The organism is Actinocorallia populi (assembly GCF_002995495.1).
Classification (GTDB): domain Bacteria; phylum Actinomycetota; class Actinomycetes; order Streptosporangiales; family Streptosporangiaceae; genus Actinocorallia; species Actinocorallia populi.
Map to the genome: position 1 here is coordinate 42593 of NZ_PVZV01000009.1, position 17333 is coordinate 59925.

Genomic DNA, 17333 nt, shown 5'->3' on the forward strand with positions numbered 1-17333 from the left:
AAGAATGGGTGGATGGACGCTGAGCGAGAACGGCCCGTGGTCGTGGTGATGGGGGTCTCGGGAAGCGGGAAGACGACCATCGGGCGGATGCTGGCGGAGCGGTTGGACGTCGAGTACGCCGAGGGCGACGAGTTCCACCCTCCGGGCAACGTCGCGAAGATGGCCGCCGGGCTGCCGCTGAACGACGAGGAGCGGTATCCGTGGCTGGCGGCCGTCGCGGAGTGGATCGGAGAACGCCTTCGGAGCGGTGAAGGCGGGGTGGTGGCCTGCTCGGCCCTGAAGCGCCGCTACCGCGACGTGCTGCGCGGGGCGGGGCCGGGGGTGAGGTTCCTGCATCTGGACGTCGACCAGGGGGCGGTCGCCGCGCGGGTCGCGGCGCGTGCCGGCCATTTCATGCCTGTTTCGCTTGTCGGGTCGCAATTCGAGGCGCTGGAGCCGCTGCATTCCGATGAGCAAGGAGCGGTGGTCGACGCGGGGCAGCCGCCGGAGGAGACAGTGGAGGACGCGGTCGAACGGCTGGAACTCGACAAGGGCTGAACCGGCGGCATGAGGCGCCTCCCGCCCTCCGGAGAATGCTCTCTTTAAACGAGCATGCTGCTGAGATCACGGCATATGATCAGCTTTGCGATATTCCATGATGCCGGGGGAGGCGTCCGTGAGCGATTCTGGATCAGAGTGGGACTTCACGTCCATCAGCAGCGACCGGGCGCCGGTGAACATCGACACCACGGTCGCGCATCCGGCGCGGATGTACGACTACTACCTCGGCGGAAAGGACAATTTCGCCGCGGACCGTGCCGCCGCCGACGCGGCGATGGCGGCCGCGCCGGGGATGGAACTGACGGCTCGGATGAACCGCGCATTTCTCGGTCGCGCTGTGCGTTTTCTGGCCGAAAGCGGCATCAAGCAGATCATTGACATCGGTACCGGCATTCCCACCGCGGGCAACACCCACCAGGTCGCCCAGGAAGTGGACCCGCAGATCCGCGTCGTCTACATCGACAACGACCCGATGGTGCTCATCCACGCGCGGGCGCTGATGGAGACGCAGAGCCAGGGCACGACCACCGTCATCCAGGCCGACCTGCGCGAACCCGAGGCGATCCTGGCGCACCCGCAGGTGCGTTCGCTCATCGACTTCACCCGGCCGATCGCCGTCAACCTCGTCGCGATCCTGCACTTCATCAAGGACGAGGAGAACCCCCGGGAGATCCTGAAGACGCTGCGGGAGGCCCTCCCGAAGGGCAGCTACCTCGTCGTCTCGCACTGCACCCTCGACTTCACCCCGCCCGAGATCGGCGCCGCCCTGCGCGAGATCTACAACAAGGCCACCGCGCCCCTGGTGCCGCGCACCCACGCCGAGATCCTCGAGTACTTCGAGGGGTTCGAGCTGGTCGAGCCGGGGCTGGTGCTGCCTCCCCTGTGGCATCCCGACCGCATCGTCTCCCAGGAGGAGGCCGAGAACGCGCACTTCTACGCGGGGGTCGGCCGCCTCCTCTGAACCGGGACGTCAGGGAGACCAGGCGAAGAGCGAGACCTTCGGCACCCTGGTCGTCCTCCCGTCGCGGGAGACGGTGAGCGTCGCGGGCACGGACAGGCCGGTGAGCCTGGCCTCGCTGCCGTCCTTGGCGAACCGGGCCGCGGAGGTGCCGCGCCCGGCGGGCGTCCAGGCTCCCGACGCCAGCCGGAACAGGGCGGGGCCGCGCGGGATGCCCGCGTCGGCGTTCGGGCACTCCTTCTCCTGCGGCAGGAAGGTGCCGTTCAGAACACCGGAGGCGTCATACCAGGTGGACTTGACGGTGACGTAGCCCGCGGGCATCTCCGGCTCGGTGACCTGCCCGGTTGCCAGGTCGCTGAGCCGGACGCTCTCGTAGTGTTCGCAGTGGCCGCCGCGCCTGGCGCCGATGTAGACGAGGGTCCGCTCGTCCGGCGAGACGGAGAACGAGTGCGGCCCGACGTTGCCCCTGCCGTCGTCGTCGAAGAGCAGGGCGGCCTGCCCGTTCTCGGAGACGCGGTAGTACGCGACCGGCCCGCCGTAGGCGCTGGTCCCCACGCCGTAGTAGACGATCAACGTGTCCCTGGTCGCGGCCTCCAGGGAGGGCCCGTTGGGTGGGAAGTCGGGGAACGGGTTCTCGGCCAGGCCGGTGATGGGGACCTTGCGGGGCGGGCCGTCCCCATGCGGGTAGAGGACCAGCTGCCGGGACGTACGTTCCGCGGTGACCAGCTGCTCGCCCCGGAAGACCGCGGTGCCGCAGGAGCCGTCCGCGCAGTCCCAGGAGTACGCCTTGCGGCCGTCGGCGGACGCGAGGTGGACCTTGTCCCCTCCTGCGTTCTTGCTCTTGGCGGTCGTCCAGGCGAGCCAGGATCCGCTCGCGGACCAGACGAGAGAGTCCCCGGGAGCCCTTCCGGACAGCGAAGCGACCTTCCTGGGCCGTCCGTCCGGACCGCTCACGATGACGGCGCTGTTCGTCATGTAGGCGAGGGACGGTTTCGTTGGAGTGGAGGCGGCCACCGCGGGCGGTGACGGCTGGTCTCCGGTGAACTTCTGCACCGCGAAGACGCTCACGCTGGCCGTGACGAGCACGCTGAGGACGGCGCTGGCGACCGTCAGGGAAGTACTGCCGAGGATGGTCGCGCTCAAGCCGGTCTTGGCGGTGGTGGCGGCGGTGGTCGCCGCGGTGCCCCCCACCATTGTGGACAGCATCGCCCCACCGAGCATTCCGGCCGCTATACCGCCGAGCACGGCACGTCCCCGGGCTTCCCAGTCCCGCCCGTACGCGGCGGTCGCGGCGGCTTCCAGTTCGATGACGAAGCTCTGCGCGGACGGGGGCCGTGCGGATGCGTCCTTGGCCATACCGCGCATGATGAGCCCGCGCAGCGGCTCGGGGACCTCTTCCACTGGGACAGGGGCGAGCCGGTGCAGGTCGGAGAGCAGCCCGTCACGGAAGGGGAGGCGTCCCGTGACGCACTCGAAGAACACGCATGTGGCGGCGTACACGTCCGTCGCGGGCGTGGCGGCTTCTCGCGTCCACTGTTCGGGCGCCATGTATGAGGGTGTCCCGGAGCCGCCGCGGCTGCCCGCGAACACCGCGACACCGAAGTCGATCAGTTTGCTCTGCCCCTCACCCGTCACGATGACGTTGGCGGGCTTGTAGTCGCGATGCACGATTCCGAGCCGGTGGGCGGCCTCCAGGCCGAGCAGCGAGCCCTTGAGCACGAGCAGCGCCGCTTCGGGAGTGAGCGCCCCGTGTTCGTCCAGGAGGGCCCGCAACGATGTTCCGTCGACCGCCTCCATGACGATCGCGGCTCCGTCGGCGAGTTCGCGGAACTCGTACAGAGCGGCCACATGCGGGCTCTCGACGCGCTGGAGCAGCACCGCCTCGTCCCGGAAGCGTGCCACGGCCGCGGCTTTTGCGCGGTGCAGGAACTTGACCGCGACGATACGCCCGGACGGGCCGTGCTGCGCCAGCACGACCCGTCCCTGGGCGCCCGAGCCCAGCTCCCGCAGTTCCCTGTATTCGGGAAGATCCCTCATGCGGGCAATTTAGCGATATCTGATCGGGTGCGGAGGATCCACACGGTCAACACGATCGCGGCCGCGGTGAGGCCCGCGCCGATGCCGAAGGCGAGCCGGAAGCCGTCGGTCAGCGCGAAGGCCTCGGACTCCCCCCGCCCGGTGAGGCTCTCGGTGCGGGAGGCCGCCAGGGTCGTCAGCACCGCGACGCCCAGGGCCGAGCCGATCTGCTGGGTGGTGTTGAACAGCCCCGAGGCCACCCCGCTGTCCTCCGGCCGTTCGACGGACATGCCCAGGCCGGTGAGGGCGGGCATGGCGAGCCCGAAACCGCCGGCCAGCAGCAGGGCCGGCAGGACGTCCACCAGGTAGGAGCCGTCGGAGGGGAGGCGGGTGAGCAGGAGGAACAGCGCGAACAGCAGGCCGAGCCCGGTCAGCAGCATCGGGCGCTGCCCGAAGCGGGTGATGAGGCGGGCGGAGAACCCGAGGGAGACGACGCTGATCGCGAGCGCGGCGGGCAGCATCGCCAGCCCGGTCTCGTAGGCCCCGTAACCCAGGACGTTCTGGAGGTACAGGGCGAGGACGACCTGGAAGCCGTACGTCGCGGCCAGCGCCAGCATCTGGACGAGGTTGGCGCCCCAGACGTTGCGGGCGCGCAGCATCCCGAGCCGCAGCAGCGGGCTGGCCGCGGTGGCCTGGCGGGCGAGGAAACCGGCGAGCAGGACGAGCGACAGGGCGGCGAGCCCCGCCGTGCGGCCGGTGGCCCAGCCGTGCTCGTCGGCCTGGACGATCGTGTACACGCCCAGCATCACGCCGCCGGTCACCAGGGCGGCGCCCAGCGCGTCGGCGCCGCCGCTCAGACCGGGGCCCCGGTCGTCCTGGAGGATCCGCAACGCGAAGAAGACGGCGGCCGCGCCGATCGGCAGGTTGATGAGGAAGACCCAGCCCCAGCCGAGCGTGTCGGTGATCACCCCGCCGAGCACCTGCCCGATCGAGGCGCCCGCCGATCCGGTGAAGGCGTAGGCGCCCAGCGCCTTGCCGCGTTCGACGGGCTCGGTGAACAGCGTCACCACCATGCCGAGGCCGACCGCCGAGACCAGCGCGCCGCCGGCGCCCTGCAGGAAGCGGGCGGCGATCAGCGCCTCGGGGCTGCCCGCGATCCCGCACAGCAGTGAGGCGAGGGTGAAGACGACCAGGCCCGCGACGAACACGCGCCGGCGTCCGAGCAGGTCGCCGAGCCGTCCGGCCAGCAGCAGGAGGCCGCCGAACGCGATCAGGTAGGCGTTGACCGTCCAGGTCAGCCCGGAGGCGGAGAAGCCCAGCTCGCGCTGGACGGCCGGCAGCGCCACGGTCACGATGCTGCCGTCCAGGATGATCATCAGCGTTCCCGCGCACAGGACGGCGAGCGCCGACCAGCGCGAGGGGGCGGTACGGGTGCGCGTCATGGTCTCTTCCGGTTCGTTGAACACGGAAGAGACTGTAACAGATAGTTCTGTTACGGACGATCCTTGATGGATCTACTTTTGGCGCTCGCGCGGCCGCCGGCTCGTGCCCGCCCCTTCCACGGGCGCGGCCAGGTGTCCCGTGGCCAGCCGTTCCAGGGCGCGCAGCAGTACCTCCCGCTCCTCCTCCGGCAGTGAGCCGAGCGCGGCCCCGTGCACGCCGTCGACGATCTCCTGGCTCCGCCGCGCCGTCTCGGCGCCCTTCTCGGTCACCGCGATGATCCGCGCCCGCCGGTCGGTGCTGGACGGCCGCCGCTCGGCCAGCCCGGCCTTCTCCAGCGCGTCGACCGTGACCACCATGGTCGTCTTGTCCATGTCCCCGAGCTCGGCGAGCTGGATCTGCGTCCGCTCCTCCTGCAGCGCGTGCACCAGCACGCAGTGCATCCGGGCCGTCAGGCCGATCTCCGCGAGCGCCGCGGCCATCCGCGTCCGGAGCACGTGGCTCGTGTGGTCCAGCAGGTAGGACAGGTCGGGCGCGGTGCGGGAGGGAACCAAGGCAGTCATGCCACCACCCTAAGTGATTCATCCAGTGCGGGATAATCCGCTAGTCATCTACCCGGCGGCGACCGGGCGCGAGCCGCGCAGGGCGGCCCACCCGCAGCCGCCGAGCAGGACGATCCCGGTGCCGACCCCGGCGGTCAGCGCGATGCCGTCGTCGGAGACCCCGGCCACGGCCATGCCCAGGCCGACCGCGCCCAGGAGCGCGACCCCGCCGCCGACCCAGCCGACCGACCGCTCGCCCCACACCCTGGCCAGCGCGACGAAGTGCACGCCGACCACGACCGCGATCCAGGCCACGACGCCCTCCGGCAGGCCGAGGGGTCCGTTGAGCAGCAGGTTGCCGCCGAAGAAGGCGATCGCCTCCACGGCCACGACCAGCCAGAAGCCCCGGCCGAAGCCGGGCCGCTGCGCCCCGCCGGCCGGCCGCGGCCCCCTGGCCCGCCACAGGGCGGCGAGTATCCCGGCGAAGACGAGGGCCCCGAGCACCCGGAGCACCAGGTCGACCGGCGACGGCGCCGCGCCCGCGTTGACCTCCACCCACACCAGCCCGAAGGTCGCGCCGATCACCAGTCCCAGACGGTCCGGGCTCATCTCTCCTCCGCTCCCCGCGGAGCGGGCCGGATCCGGTGACCCGCGCTCCCCCTGCCCGCGTGAAGTACAGCAGTATCTCCCAGCGGGGATGATCGGAAGAAATCGGGATAGGTCGCCATTTGTGCGGCCGAAGTGCACACCCTGCCCAGCCGGGGCGTGTCTTATCCCTACTTCGTGGTCTTTGTGAGCTTTTCTTGGTGTTTCATGTGGCTTGCGTGGTTAATCATTTACTTGCATATTAAAGATGTAGTGCGACTAATGACCGATTAGTCCGTATGGTGAGGGCATGGACCAGGGGCTTAGTGAACAGAGGGTCGTCGAGGTCGCCACGCGGCTGTTCGCCGGCCTCGGCTACGACATGACCTCCCTCGAACTCATCGCCGACGCCCTGGGCGTGCCGGCCGCCGAGGTGCGGGAGGTGGCCGGGAGCAAGCGCGAGCTCTACATGCTCGTGATGGAGCGCGTCTTCGAGGCCAAGCGCGTCAAGGTGCAGGAGATCGTGGACACGGTCGAGGACGGGCGGGAGGCGGCCTACCGGATCGCCGAGGCGTATCTCGACTTCTACGTCGAGCGGCCCCAGCTCCTGGCGTTGTGGACGCACCGCTGGGTGTCGGACGCGGCCGAGATCACCGATGTCGAGGACCGCTACCTGCGCCCGCTCATGCGGCTGGCGGCCCACCGGATCGACGAGGTGGTGCCGGACGACCTCGGGCCCTACGGGTTCCTCGGCGTGGTGCTGTGGTGCATCAACGGCTTCCTGGGCACGGGGCTCCTGGCCCCGGGCCGGGGCATGATGCGGGTCGACGACCCGGAGGCGGTGAAGTACTTCCGCGCCATCCTGCACACCGTCATCGAGCGGATGCTGGTCCCGCCGCCGAGCCGGGCGGCCTGACCCCGCTCAGGCGTCGGGGGCGGCGTGCACGCGCCGCCCGTCCACGTAGGTGAGCGCCACGCGGGTGCTCGCGACGGCATCGGCGGGGCCGTCGAAGGGGTCGCGGTCCAGGACGACGAGATCGGCGCGGTTCCCCGGCCGCAGGCTCCCGGTGTCGTCCAGGTGGTTCACGTAGGCGCTGCCCGCGGTGTAGGCGGCCAGCGCGGTGGCCAGGTCCAGGGACTGCCCGGGGAGGAAGGGCGGCGCGTCGTGGCCCGCCACGACCCGGTTGACCGCCACGTGGACGCCCTGCAGGGGGTCGGCGCTGCTGATGGGCCAGTCGCTGCCCGCGGCCAGGGTCGCCCCGGCGCGCAGGAGATCGCCGAAGGGGTACTGCCAGGAGGCGCGCTCGGGGTCGAGGAACGGGATCGTCAGCTCGTCCATCTGCGGCTCGTGCGCGGCCCACAGCGGCTGGATGTTGGCGGTGGCGCCCAGCTCGCGGAACCTCGGCACGTCCTCGGGGTGGACGACCTGCAGGTGCGCCAGGTGATGGCGGGTGTCGCGCCATCCGTTGGCGGCGCGGGCGGCCTGCACGGCGTCCAGCGCCTCCCGGACGGCCCGGTCGCCGAGCGCGTGGAAGTGCACCTGGAAGCCGAGCGCGTCCAGCGCGGGCACGTACTCCTTCAGCGCCTCCGGGTCGACGAAGCTGAGCCCGCTGTTGGCGGTGGCGCAACCGCAGCCGTCCAGGTACGGGCCGGTCATCGCGGCGGTGAAGTTCTCCGCGATGCCGTCCTGCATGATCTTGACGGTGTGGCAGCGCAGCCTGCCGAAGGTGAGCTGCTCGCGCAGTTTCAGCAGCTCGGGGATCTGCTCCATGCCGCGGTGGCGGGACCACCACAGCGCGCCTTCCACGCTCGCGGTGAGCAGCCCCTCGCGTGCGGCGGTCAGGTACGCGTCGGAGAAGTCGGGGTAGCCGTCCCTGCCGCCGAGCAGGGCGTCCTGCCAGGCGGTGATGCCGAGTCCGTGCAGCAGTTCCTGGGCGCGCAGCAGCCCGTCGAGCCGCTCCTGCGGCGTGGCGTCGGGGATGTGCGCGTCCACCAGGACCATGGCGCCCTCCTGGAGCGCGCCCGCGGGCTTCCCGGCGGCGTCCCGCTCGATCCGGCCGTCGGGCGGGTCGGGGGTGGCGGCGGTGATCCCGGCGATCTCCAGCGCGCGGCTGTTGACCCACGCCCCGTGGTGGTCGCGGTTGGCGAGGTAGACGGGCCGGTCGGGCACCACCGCGTCGAGCAGGTCGCGGGTGGGCACGCCGCCCTCGAAGCTCTCCATCGACCAGCCGCCCCCGGTGATCCACTCCTTCTCGGGGTGGGCGTCGGCGTAGGCGCGGATCCGGCGCAGGTACTCCCGCCGGTCGACGGTGCCGGCCAGGTTGCACTGGTTCAGCTCCATCCCGCCCATGACGGCGTGGACGTGGGCGTCCTGGAAGCCCGGCATCAGCACCCGCCCCCGCAGGCCGACGCGCTCGGTGCGCGGTCCGGCGAGCTCGGCGACCTCGCCGTGCCCCACGGCGATGATCCGCCCGCCGCGCACGGCCAGGGCGGTGGCCCGCGTGCGCGCGGAGTCCATGGTCAGGACGGGGCCACCGGTGAACAGCAGGTCGGCGGGGTGGTGCGTCATGCGTCCAAGCCTCTCAGACGAGGCGGCCGATCCCGGCGTAGACGGGCGCCTCCTCCACCGGGCGCGGCTCGGTGCCGGGCTCCGGCCGCCAGTGGACGGCGTGGACGATGCCGGGTTCGACCGGTTCGAGGCCGTCGAAGAAGGCGGCCACCTGGGCGTGGTCGCGCAGGAAGAGGCTGCTGCTCACCCGCTGGGAGTAGGCGTCGGTGAAGGTCTTGGAGTCGTCGCTGCCGATGTCGCCGGTGCCGTGGGAGAGGGCGATGTGGCCGCCGGGGGAGAGGGCGTCGCGCAGGCGGCCGACGAGCGGGTACGGGTCCTGGTCGTCGGTGAAGAAGTGCAGGACGGCGCTGAGCAGCACGGCCACCGGGCGGGTGAAGTCCAGGGTCTCGCGGGCCCGCTCCAGGACGGCGTCGACGTCCGCGAGGTCGCCCTCGAAGACGGCGACGTTCTGCGACCCGGCCAGCAGCGCCTGCCCGTGCGCCAGGACGACGGGGTCGTTGTCGACGTACACGACGCGGCAGGACGGGTCGACGGCCTGCGCGACCTGGTGCACGTTCTCCTGGGTGGGAAGCCCCGCGCCGATGTCGAGGAACTGCCGGACGCCGGCCTCCCCGGCCAGGTACCGCACGGCCCGTCCCAGCCAGGCGCGGTTCTCCCGTGCGGTGGTCGCGGCGTGCGGGTAGAGGTCGCTCAGGAGGCCCAGGACCCGGCGGTCGGACTCGTAGTTGTCCTTGCCGCCGAGCATGGCGTCGTAGATCCGGGCGGGAGAGGGAACGGTGGGGTCGACGCCCTTGGGCGCGGTTGCTTCCGTCACAGAGGTGATCTTAGGTGCGAGGCAGGCAGATCACTAGAAAATAGTGATTCTCCATTCGCGGCGCCCCGGGGCCTCCCGCCGGGCCGGTGGTAGGACGGAAGAACGAGAACGACTCTGGGGGACGAGAATGAAGATCGTGGTCATCGGCGGTACCGGGCTCATCGGCTCGAAGGTGGTGCGGGAGCTGGAGGCGCGGGGGCACGAGGCGGTGGCGGCGTCGCCGAGCTCGGGGGTGGACGTGCTCACCGGGGAGGGGCTGGCCGAGGTGCTGGAGGGGGCGTCGGCGGTCGTCGACGTGACGAACTCGCCGTCGTTCGAGCCGGACGCGGTGCTGGAGTTCTTCCGGACCTCGACCCGCAACCTGATCGCCGCGGAGAGGGCGGCCGGGGTGGGGCACCACGTGGCGCTCTCGATCGTGGGGACCAGGCGGCTGCCCGAGAACGGCTACTTCCGGGCGAAGGCCGTGCAGGAGGACATGATCCAGGAGTCGGGGATCCCCTACTCGATCGTCCACGCGACGCAGTTCTTCGAGTTCCTCCCCGGGATCGTGCAGGCGGCGGCCGACGGCGACGTCGTCCGGGTGCCGCCGGTGCTGTTCCAGCCCATCGCGGCGCAGGACGTCGCCAGGACGGTCGCCGAGGTGGCCGTCGAGGAGCCGCTGAACGGCGGGATCGAGGTGGCGGGGCCGGAGCAGTTCCGGTTCGACGAGATCATCCGGGACTTCCTGGCGGCGAACGGCGACCCGCGCGAGGTCGTCGCCGACCCGCACGCCCGCTACTTCGGCGCCGTGCCCGCCGAGCGCTCGCTCATCCCCGAGGTCGGCGCGCCGCTGGCGCAGACCCGTTACGAGGACTGGCGCAAGGCGTGACCCGACCGCGGCGGCCCCGCCTCCGGGGCCGCCGCCGGGGAAAGAGGGCTGATCAGGGAGGCCGCCGGCTGTCCTAGAGTGAACGGATGTCGACGCCACGCCGGTTGCCGAGGGGACGGAACGCGCTGCCCCCGCAGGAGGTGGCCCGCGTGCAGCGGGAGCGGCTCTGCCGGGCGATGGCCGAGGCCATGGTCGAGGAGGGCTACGTCGGCACCTCGGTGGAGGACGTCCTGAAGCGCGCCGGGGTGTCGCGGTTGAGCTTCTACCGGCTGTTCGACTCCAAGCTCGACTGCTTCATGGCCGCCCTGGAGTCCTCGACCCGGCTGCTCCTCGGACGGGTCGCGCAGGCGCTCGAGACGTCCGGCGGGGGAGGCCCGGTGGAGCGGTACGAGCGGGCCGTGACCGGCTACCTCGAGGCGCTCAAGGAGGAGTGGCCCGCCGCCCGGCTGTGCCTGGTCGAGGTCTACGCGGCCGGGCCCGAGGCCGTCGTCCGCCGCCGCGAACTCCAGGAGGCCATGACCTCCGTGCACGCCGACATCCTGGGCGCCTCAGGTGAGCGGGGCCTGCTGGCGTGCCAGATGCTCTCCGCGGCCACCGGCGCCCTCATCGCGAACCCGGTCGCGCAGAACGACCGCGACGGACTGGACGCTGTGCGGCTCCAGCTGGTCGCCCACGTCCGGGCCCTGTGGGAGTCGGGCGTCTTCGGCGCGGACACCGGCTCCGCCTGACCACCCGGGACCGTCAGAAGCGGACGGGAAGGGACTCGAGGCCGCGGACGATGGAGCCGTCGCGGTGCCACCGGAGGTCTTCGGGCGGCACGGCCAGGGCAGGAGACGGGAGGCGGGCCAGGAGGGCGCCGAGGGCGACCTGGCCTTCCAGCCGGGCCAGCGGAGCGCCGAGGCAGAAGTGCAGGCCGTGGCCGAAGGCCACATGGCGGGCGGTGGGGCGGGTGACGTCCAGGGTGTCGGGGTCGGGGAAGGCGGCGGGGTCGCGGTCGGCCGCGGCGAGGGAGACGTGCACCCAGGAGCCCCTGGGGACGGGAGTTCCGGCGATCTCCAGGTCCTCCAGGGCGACGCGCTGGCTCGCGCGCTCCAGGGGGCCGTCGTAGCGCAGAAGTTCCTCGACCGCGCCGGGGAGGAGCGAAGGGTCGCCGCGCAGCAGTTCGAGCTGGGCGGGGGAGCGCAGGAGGGCCAGGGCGCCGTTGCCGATGAGGTTCACGGTGGTGTCGTGACCGGCGATGATCAGCAGGGCGATGGTGTTGAGCAGCTCGGTCTCGGTGAGGGCGGCGTCGCCGTCGCGGGCGCGCAGGAGCGCGGTGATCAGGTCGTCGCGCGGTTCGGCGCGGCGGTCGGCGAAGACCTCGCGCAGGTAGCCGTTGAAGGCGCGGGCGGTCTCACGGCGGCGTCCGGCGGCCTCGCGGTCCAGGACGGGTGCGGTGAGGACGGACGTCCACGCGCGGAAGTCGTCGCGGTCCGCGGCGGGAACGCCCAGGAGCTCGCAGATGACCTGGACGGGCAGCGGGACGGCGAAGTCCGCGATGAGGTCGGCCTCGCCGCGCGGCGCGATCGCGTCGAGCAGCCCGTCCGCGAGTTCCCGGACGCGGGGCCGCAACGCCTCCACACGCCGTGCGGTGAACGCCTTGGCGACGAGACCGCGCAGGCGGGTGTGGTCGGGCGGGTCCACGCCCAGCATGGTGCCGCCGAAGAACAGCTCTCCCGAGACGGGCAGGGAGCTGTGCGCGGTGTCCTTGGACAGCCGGGGGTCGTTCAGCGCGGCCCGGCCGTGCTCGTGGTCGACGACGAGGAAGGCCTCGGCACCGGGCGGGAAGTCGATCCGGTGCACGGGCCCCTGTTCGCGCAGCTTCGCGTAGGCGGCGTACGGGTCGCTGCTGAACTCGCGGCTGAGCAGGAACTCCCACGACAGCATCAGGGAATCCTTCCCACGGCGGCGAGGAAGCCCGCCTTGGCCAGGTCGGGAGTGAACGGCTCGGTGTCCGGAGTCCACGCCTCCACCGGGACCAGGCCGGGCCCGAGCAGTTCGGTGCCGTCGAGGAACGCCATGATCTGCTCGGGGGTGCGGGGCACGATGTCCCCGGCGGCCGTCCCTCCGTAGGCGGAGCGGACCTGCGACTCGGCCTCCGGGGAGATCCGTCCCGCGTGGCCGTGCGAGAGGGCCACGAAGCTGCCGGACGCGAGCCGCTTCCGCAGCTGCTCGACGATCCGCGCGGGCCCGTCCTCGTCGTGGACGAAATGCAGGATGGCCAGCATCAGGAGGCCGACGGGCCGGTCGAAGTCGATCTGCGCGGCGACCTCGCGGTGGTCGAGGACGGCCTGCGGCTCGCGCAGGTCGCCCTGGACGACCGTGGTGAACGGGTCGCCGGCCAGCAGGGCCCTGCCGTGGACGAGCACGATCGGGTCGTTGTCGACGTAGACGACCCTGGCGTCGGGGACGACGCGCTGCGCCACCTGGTGCACGTTCTCCTGGGTGGGGAGCCCGGAGCCGATGTCGATGAACTGACGGACGCCCCGCCGCGCCATCAGCGTCACCGCGTGGGAGAGGAACCTCCGGTTGGCCCGGACGAACTCCGCCACGTACGGCACGGCCTCCACCGCCCGGTCCCCGGCCCTGCGGTCGGCGGCGAAGTTGTCCTTGCCGCCCAGGTAGTAGTCGTACATCCTGGCCACGCTGGGGATCTCCGGGTTGATCACCCAGGAAGGCGGCCGTTCCTCGGTGCTCATGTGCGTGGTCTCCCCCCACTCGGGTCCCGGCAACTTGATCTTAGGGACGTTCGGGTGTGCTCCGGCGGCCGCCGGCGGACCGGATGGCCGGATCCGGCCAGGCGCCGGGGAGAATTCCGCGGGAAGCCATTCGGTCTCGCTTTTCGGCTCCCTTTCACCGCACTGCCGGGGTGGCCGTAACTCGCCGGTCACCCGTCTTTCGGCAACTGTCAGAAAGGGGAGTGGATCAGTGGGGCGCCGGGGGTTAGGGTGAGAATTCATCAGGCGGTGGTTCCGGGGGCGGAGCCGAGGAGCTGAGGTGTGATCCGGGCGGAGGTGGGCTGGGCGCTGCGCGCCTGCCATGAGGAGTACACGGTCCTCGCCTCCGGCGGGCGCGTGCCCGGTCTGGCCGGGGTCTTCGCGCGTTTTCCCGCGGCGGCCCCCTCGGCCGGCCCGCGGGTGACGTTCGGCGGGGTCGTCGAGGACCGGTTCGAGGTGATGATCCAGGAGTGGTCGCGCGATATCGACGCCATAGGCCGCCCCCTTCCGCTCAGCAGATATTTCTCCGTTCCCTACGCGATTCTCTCCGAAGGGCGGATCGGTTATGGCGATCTGTATGCGGCGCTGAAGGGGAGAGAGCCTCCGCCGGACGGCAAGGAGTTGCACGTCGAACTGCCCGCGACATCGGCGCAGGAGCGGACCGCTCTGGTGGAGCGGTTCGGGCACGACCGGGCGGCCGCCGCCGCGGCGCTGCTCCTGGCCGGTCCGGTGACCGTCACCCGGGCAGGGGAGCTCTCCCTGGAGGAGCGGCTGGCGTTCTGCGACGCGGTGGGCGCGCTGCTGCCCTACGGGCTGCGGGCGGGACTCGTCGTGAGCACTGGAGAGGGCGGGGACGGCTTGTCCTTCGCCTCCCGGTGCGCCCCGGGTTCGGCGGAGCTGGACTGGCAGGAGCCCTCCCCGCCCGCCGGGAACGTGTACCTGGCACGGTTGGCCGGGCTGCCGCCGGCGAAGGTCGTGGGCCACCTCGCGGAGCAGGTGGAGCCGCTCGCCGGGCCGGGCACCGCAGCGGCACTCCAGATGCTGGACGAGCTGGACCTGCCCGGCGTGGTGTTGCGGGCGGCCAGGGAGGGGCGCCTCTCCTACGACGGGCTGCACCGGCTGTTCGCGTCCGGGCGCTTCCGGGAACTGCCCTCCGCCGAGGACCGCCGGTACCTGTTCAACGAGCTGGTGGCCCGGGGGAACGTCGAGGACCTCATGGTGGTCGAGCCGCTCTGGGCAGAGGCGGGAGGCGACTTCGAGGTGCTGGTCAAAGCAGCGCGGGCCAAGCTCTGGCAACTGGAGCCGGAGCTCGAGACGGTGCGCTACCTGTGGTCGGCCGAGCGGTTGGGTTTCGCGGACGCCTTCCTCGCCCGGCTCGTCAGATGTCCGGACCCGCAGAAGAGCCTGGAAGGAGCGCCCGGGGGAGAGAGCGCGGTGGCGCGGCTGGTGCGTACTCGCAGCAAAGGGGAGTACACGCTGACCTTCAGCGCTCTCGCGGACAACGGTCCGGTGCTGTACGAGCTGTTCCACCAGCTCGCGTGCGACCCGGAGAAGGATCTGGACGAGTGGTACGAGAGGTTGAAGCGCTTCGTACCGGCGGATCTCCTCGTGCCGTTCTCCCGCGTACTGCGTGGTGACGGGGCGTCCGTGGACACCAACGCGCTTTCCAGGATCGTGGTCCGCGGGCCCGGCTGCCTGAAGATGCTGCTGCGTACGGCGGCCGCTGCCGGGAGGCTGGAGAGCGTCCTACCCGCGTTCGCTGCGCTGCTGGCTCGCGGGACCGTGCCAGATCGTGGTTTCTGGTCCATCGAGCTGGCCGAACTGGAACCGGTCCATGCGGGTGACCAAGGCGTCGCGGACGGCCTTCTTCTGCTGCTGGACCGCCCGCCTCGGCACCTGCAGAGCGCTGCGGTGGGCGACTGGACGAGGTATCAGGAGTCTTTCGAACGGCTCTGCGCGCTTCCCGGCGTCGCGGCACCTGTCATCACGCGGCTGACCGCTCACTTGAACACCTGGTCCTGGCAGACGGATCCGCGTTGCGTGGCCGCGGTGCTCGGACTCGTCTCCGCCCGTGAGGACGTTCTGGAGCTGGCACGAGTGGTGCTCGCGGGCCGTGCCGTGGAGCCGGCGCTGATCGAGGACGAGCAGTACGCGGCCTGGCGCCACCGCGCGCTCACCCGCCTGCCGCAGCTGGCGGCCGAGGAAGTGCCGCTCACGCTGACATGCCTGCGGCCGGAAGCCGAACCCGAGCTCGTGGCGAGGCTCTGCGCCGAGGCGATCGACCGTCACGTCCCGCTGGAAGTAGTGGTGGAGCACCTCACCCGGTCCCGCTGGCACCTCACCGGCGACCGCGCCGTCCGGCTGCTGAACGGCATCCGCCACGCCTTCACGCTGCTCGGCTGGAGCAGGCGGGAGGCCGAGGAGTTCGCCCTGGCCCTCGGCCGCGCGGTCGTGCGGACGCTGCACCCCGCCCTGGTGGCGGAGATCCGCGAGCACACCGCCCGCGAGACCCTCCTGGAGATCGAGTACCAGTACCAGCTCCTGCAGAACGTCATGATGGACCCGCTGGACGACGAGGTCCTCTACCTGTCCGACCGCACCCGCGGGGAACTGGAGGAACTCGCCGCCTGGGTGCTGTCCCTCGCCCGCTCCGGCAGGTCCCGCTCCTGGTTCGGCTGAGCGCCGGTCAGTCCTTCGGTTGGGGGTTGTCCTCCAGCCACTGGTTGAACTCCGCCTTGAACTTGTCGAACTCTTCGGGGTCGTCGGTGAACTTGGTGATGCGCTTGGTCGGGTTCGTCGCCACGAAGAAGATCCACGGGCCCGGGGCGGGATTCAGGACCGCCTTGAGGGCGGTGACGCCCGGACTGCCGATCGGACCCGGCGGCAGACCCTTGTTCTGGTAGAGGTTGTAGGGCGAGTCGATCTCCAGATGCCTGTTCCGCACGTCGAGGGTGCGCTTCTGCCACGCGTAGAGGATCGCGGTGTCGAACTGGATCGGCATGTCGATCTCGAGCCGGTTGTACAGGACCCGCGAGATCTTGCGGTAGTCCCCGGGGCGCCCGGCCTCCGCCTGGATGAGGCTGGCCATGGTGACGACCTCGGAGGGGGTGAGCCCGAGCTTCGCGCCCTTGTCGAAATCGATGTCCTCGGTCTCCTCCTTGAACCGGGTGACCATCATCTTGAGCAGCTGCTGGGCGGTCGCGTCCGGCGGCAGGTCGTAGCGGCCGGGGAACAGGTAGCCCTCGACGTTGCCCTTGGCGGCGGCAGGGAGCCCGAGGGTGCGGGCATCGACCCGCTCGAACTTCCCGACGGGGATGCCGGTGGCCTTCGACAACTGCGCGTACACCTCGGCCGCCCATTTACCGGGAGGGACGTCCACGATCCCGGTACGGGACTTCGGGTCGAGCAGCAAGGCGACCGCGGCGGCCGCCGACATCTGCTTCCGCATGTCGTAGAAGCCGGGCTGGAGGCCCTTCAGCTGGTCTCCGGCGGCCTGCACGAAGGCCTTGACGGACTTGACGACGTCGGCTTCCACCAGCGTCTCGCCCACGTGGGAGGTGTACTCGCCGACCGCCACCTCGATGGTGACGCTCCCCGTGCCCTGGCCCGAGTAGTCCGGGGCGCCGAAACGGTCCCTCACCTCGAGGTAGCCGAAGTAGCCGCCTCCGCCGAGCGACGCCACGAGGATGAGCACCGCGAGCGCGGTCACCAGCCCGCTGCTCCGCCGTTTTCTTCCGGATCGCCGGGAGGCGGGCTTGGCCTGGACCGGCAGGTCGACGGTGGTCGCCTGGCTGCTGCGCCGGTCGGCACCGGGTCGTGCGGTGTCGGGCCGGTCGGCGTCGGGTCGTGTGGGGCCGGGCCGCACGGGGCCGGGCCGTGCGGGCAGGGGCCGTGCCGGGGCGGGCCGTGCGGCGGGCCGGGCGGCCGCGGATCGGGCGGCGGGCCGGGCGGGGGCGACACGTGCCGCTCCCGTCCGGGCGGGAGCGGCGGGCGGATGGGGGCTGCGGCCGGTCGCGGGCGGCGCGCCGTGGCCCCGCCGGCCGGGCCGCCTCGCTTCCTCCCCCCAGAAGCCGCCTTCCTCGTCACTCCAGAAATCCGCGTTGACCATTGCTTCCCTCGATCGGCCCTCCGGGCGGTCCCCGGTACGGCGCTCTCTCCGGTCCGCCGGCCACCGGCCCGGGACCTGGTCCCGACCGGCGACATGACCGCAGCGGCGGCTTTCTTAGCAAAAACCCCTATTGGGCC

15 protein-coding genes are annotated in these 17333 nt (G+C 71.4%); 6 read left to right on the forward strand and 9 right to left on the reverse strand.

All coding sequences use genetic code 11. From position 1 onward, the window contains the following. Positions 1 to 12: 12 nt before the first annotated feature. Positions 13 to 537, forward strand: a complete 525-nt coding sequence (locus tag C2865_RS31375; RefSeq protein WP_106402257.1) for a gluconokinase — start codon at positions 13 to 15, stop codon at positions 535 to 537. Between the two features lie 118 nt (positions 538 to 655). After that, on the forward strand, positions 656 to 1501 hold the full coding sequence (locus C2865_RS31380; RefSeq protein ID WP_198653745.1) for an SAM-dependent methyltransferase: 846 nt from the start codon (positions 656 to 658) through the stop codon (positions 1499 to 1501). A gap of 9 nt (positions 1502 to 1510) precedes the next feature. Here the strand turns inward: C2865_RS31380 and C2865_RS31385 are convergent, their stop codons facing one another. The 4 genes from C2865_RS31385 to C2865_RS31400 are packed head-to-tail and all read right to left on the reverse strand — an operon-like array spanning position 1511 to position 6105. Beyond that, positions 1511 to 3535 (reverse strand): serine/threonine-protein kinase, encoded by a 2025-nt coding sequence (locus tag C2865_RS31385; RefSeq protein WP_106402258.1) that lies wholly within the window; start codon positions 3533 to 3535, stop codon positions 1511 to 1513. Continuing rightward, the gene (locus C2865_RS31390) at positions 3532 to 4980 is read right to left on the reverse strand and encodes an MFS transporter (RefSeq protein WP_232835907.1); all 1449 of its coding nucleotides are present in this window, start codon (positions 4978 to 4980) and stop codon (positions 3532 to 3534) included. Before C2865_RS31390 ends, C2865_RS31385 begins: the two co-directional genes overlap by 4 nt. A gap of 48 nt (positions 4981 to 5028) precedes the next feature. After that, the gene (locus C2865_RS31395) at positions 5029 to 5517 is read right to left on the reverse strand and encodes a MarR family winged helix-turn-helix transcriptional regulator (RefSeq protein ID WP_106402259.1); all 489 of its coding nucleotides are present in this window, start codon (positions 5515 to 5517) and stop codon (positions 5029 to 5031) included. Between the two features lie 48 nt (positions 5518 to 5565). Beyond that, complete coding sequence (locus C2865_RS31400; RefSeq protein WP_106402260.1) at positions 5566 to 6105, reverse strand: hypothetical protein; 540 nt, start codon at positions 6103 to 6105, stop codon at positions 5566 to 5568. A gap of 286 nt (positions 6106 to 6391) precedes the next feature. On the opposite strand from C2865_RS31400, the gene C2865_RS31405 reads away from it, so the two are divergent. Then, entirely contained in the window at positions 6392 to 6997 is a 606-nt protein-coding gene (locus C2865_RS31405; RefSeq protein ID WP_106402261.1) for a TetR/AcrR family transcriptional regulator, read from the forward strand. Between the two features lie 6 nt (positions 6998 to 7003). Here C2865_RS31405 and C2865_RS31410 read toward each other — a convergent pair whose 3' ends face one another. Both C2865_RS31410 and C2865_RS31415 read right to left on the reverse strand, forming a co-directional pair. Then, on the reverse strand, positions 7004 to 8650 hold the full coding sequence (locus C2865_RS31410) for an amidohydrolase (RefSeq protein WP_106402262.1): 1647 nt from the start codon (positions 8648 to 8650) through the stop codon (positions 7004 to 7006). A 13-nt stretch (positions 8651 to 8663) separates the two neighbouring features. Next, the gene (locus C2865_RS31415; protein WP_157963973.1) at positions 8664 to 9464 is read right to left on the reverse strand and encodes an SAM-dependent methyltransferase; all 801 of its coding nucleotides are present in this window, start codon (positions 9462 to 9464) and stop codon (positions 8664 to 8666) included. 127 nt (positions 9465 to 9591) lie between these two features. On the opposite strand from C2865_RS31415, the gene C2865_RS31420 reads away from it, so the two are divergent. Continuing rightward, on the forward strand, positions 9592 to 10332 hold the full coding sequence (locus C2865_RS31420) for an SDR family oxidoreductase (protein WP_106402264.1): 741 nt from the start codon (positions 9592 to 9594) through the stop codon (positions 10330 to 10332). 86 nt (positions 10333 to 10418) lie between these two features. Beyond that, positions 10419 to 11060 (forward strand): TetR/AcrR family transcriptional regulator, encoded by a 642-nt coding sequence (locus tag C2865_RS31425; RefSeq protein ID WP_106402265.1) that lies wholly within the window; start codon positions 10419 to 10421, stop codon positions 11058 to 11060. A gap of 13 nt (positions 11061 to 11073) precedes the next feature. On the opposite strand, the gene C2865_RS31430 is transcribed toward C2865_RS31425, so the two are convergent. Together C2865_RS31430 and C2865_RS31435 are read right to left on the reverse strand one after the other, a co-directional pair. Beyond that, on the reverse strand, positions 11074 to 12258 hold the full coding sequence (locus C2865_RS31430; RefSeq protein ID WP_106402266.1) for a cytochrome P450 family protein: 1185 nt from the start codon (positions 12256 to 12258) through the stop codon (positions 11074 to 11076). Then, the gene (locus tag C2865_RS31435; protein ID WP_106402267.1) at positions 12258 to 13070 is read right to left on the reverse strand and encodes an SAM-dependent methyltransferase; all 813 of its coding nucleotides are present in this window, start codon (positions 13068 to 13070) and stop codon (positions 12258 to 12260) included. The genes C2865_RS31430 and C2865_RS31435 overlap by 1 nt, the downstream gene beginning before the upstream one ends. Before the next feature lie 300 nt (positions 13071 to 13370). Here C2865_RS31435 and C2865_RS31440 point away from each other — a divergent pair, with 300 nt between their 5' ends. Continuing rightward, a complete protein-coding gene (locus C2865_RS31440) occupies positions 13371 to 15767 on the forward strand; it encodes a hypothetical protein (RefSeq protein ID WP_106402268.1) in 2397 nt (798 codons plus the stop codon). A 7-nt stretch (positions 15768 to 15774) separates the two neighbouring features. Here C2865_RS31440 and mltG read toward each other — a convergent pair whose 3' ends face one another. After that, a complete protein-coding gene (mltG, locus tag C2865_RS31445; RefSeq protein WP_106402269.1) occupies positions 15775 to 17196 on the reverse strand; it encodes an endolytic transglycosylase MltG in 1422 nt (473 codons plus the stop codon). Positions 17197 to 17333: the final 137 nt, after the last annotated feature.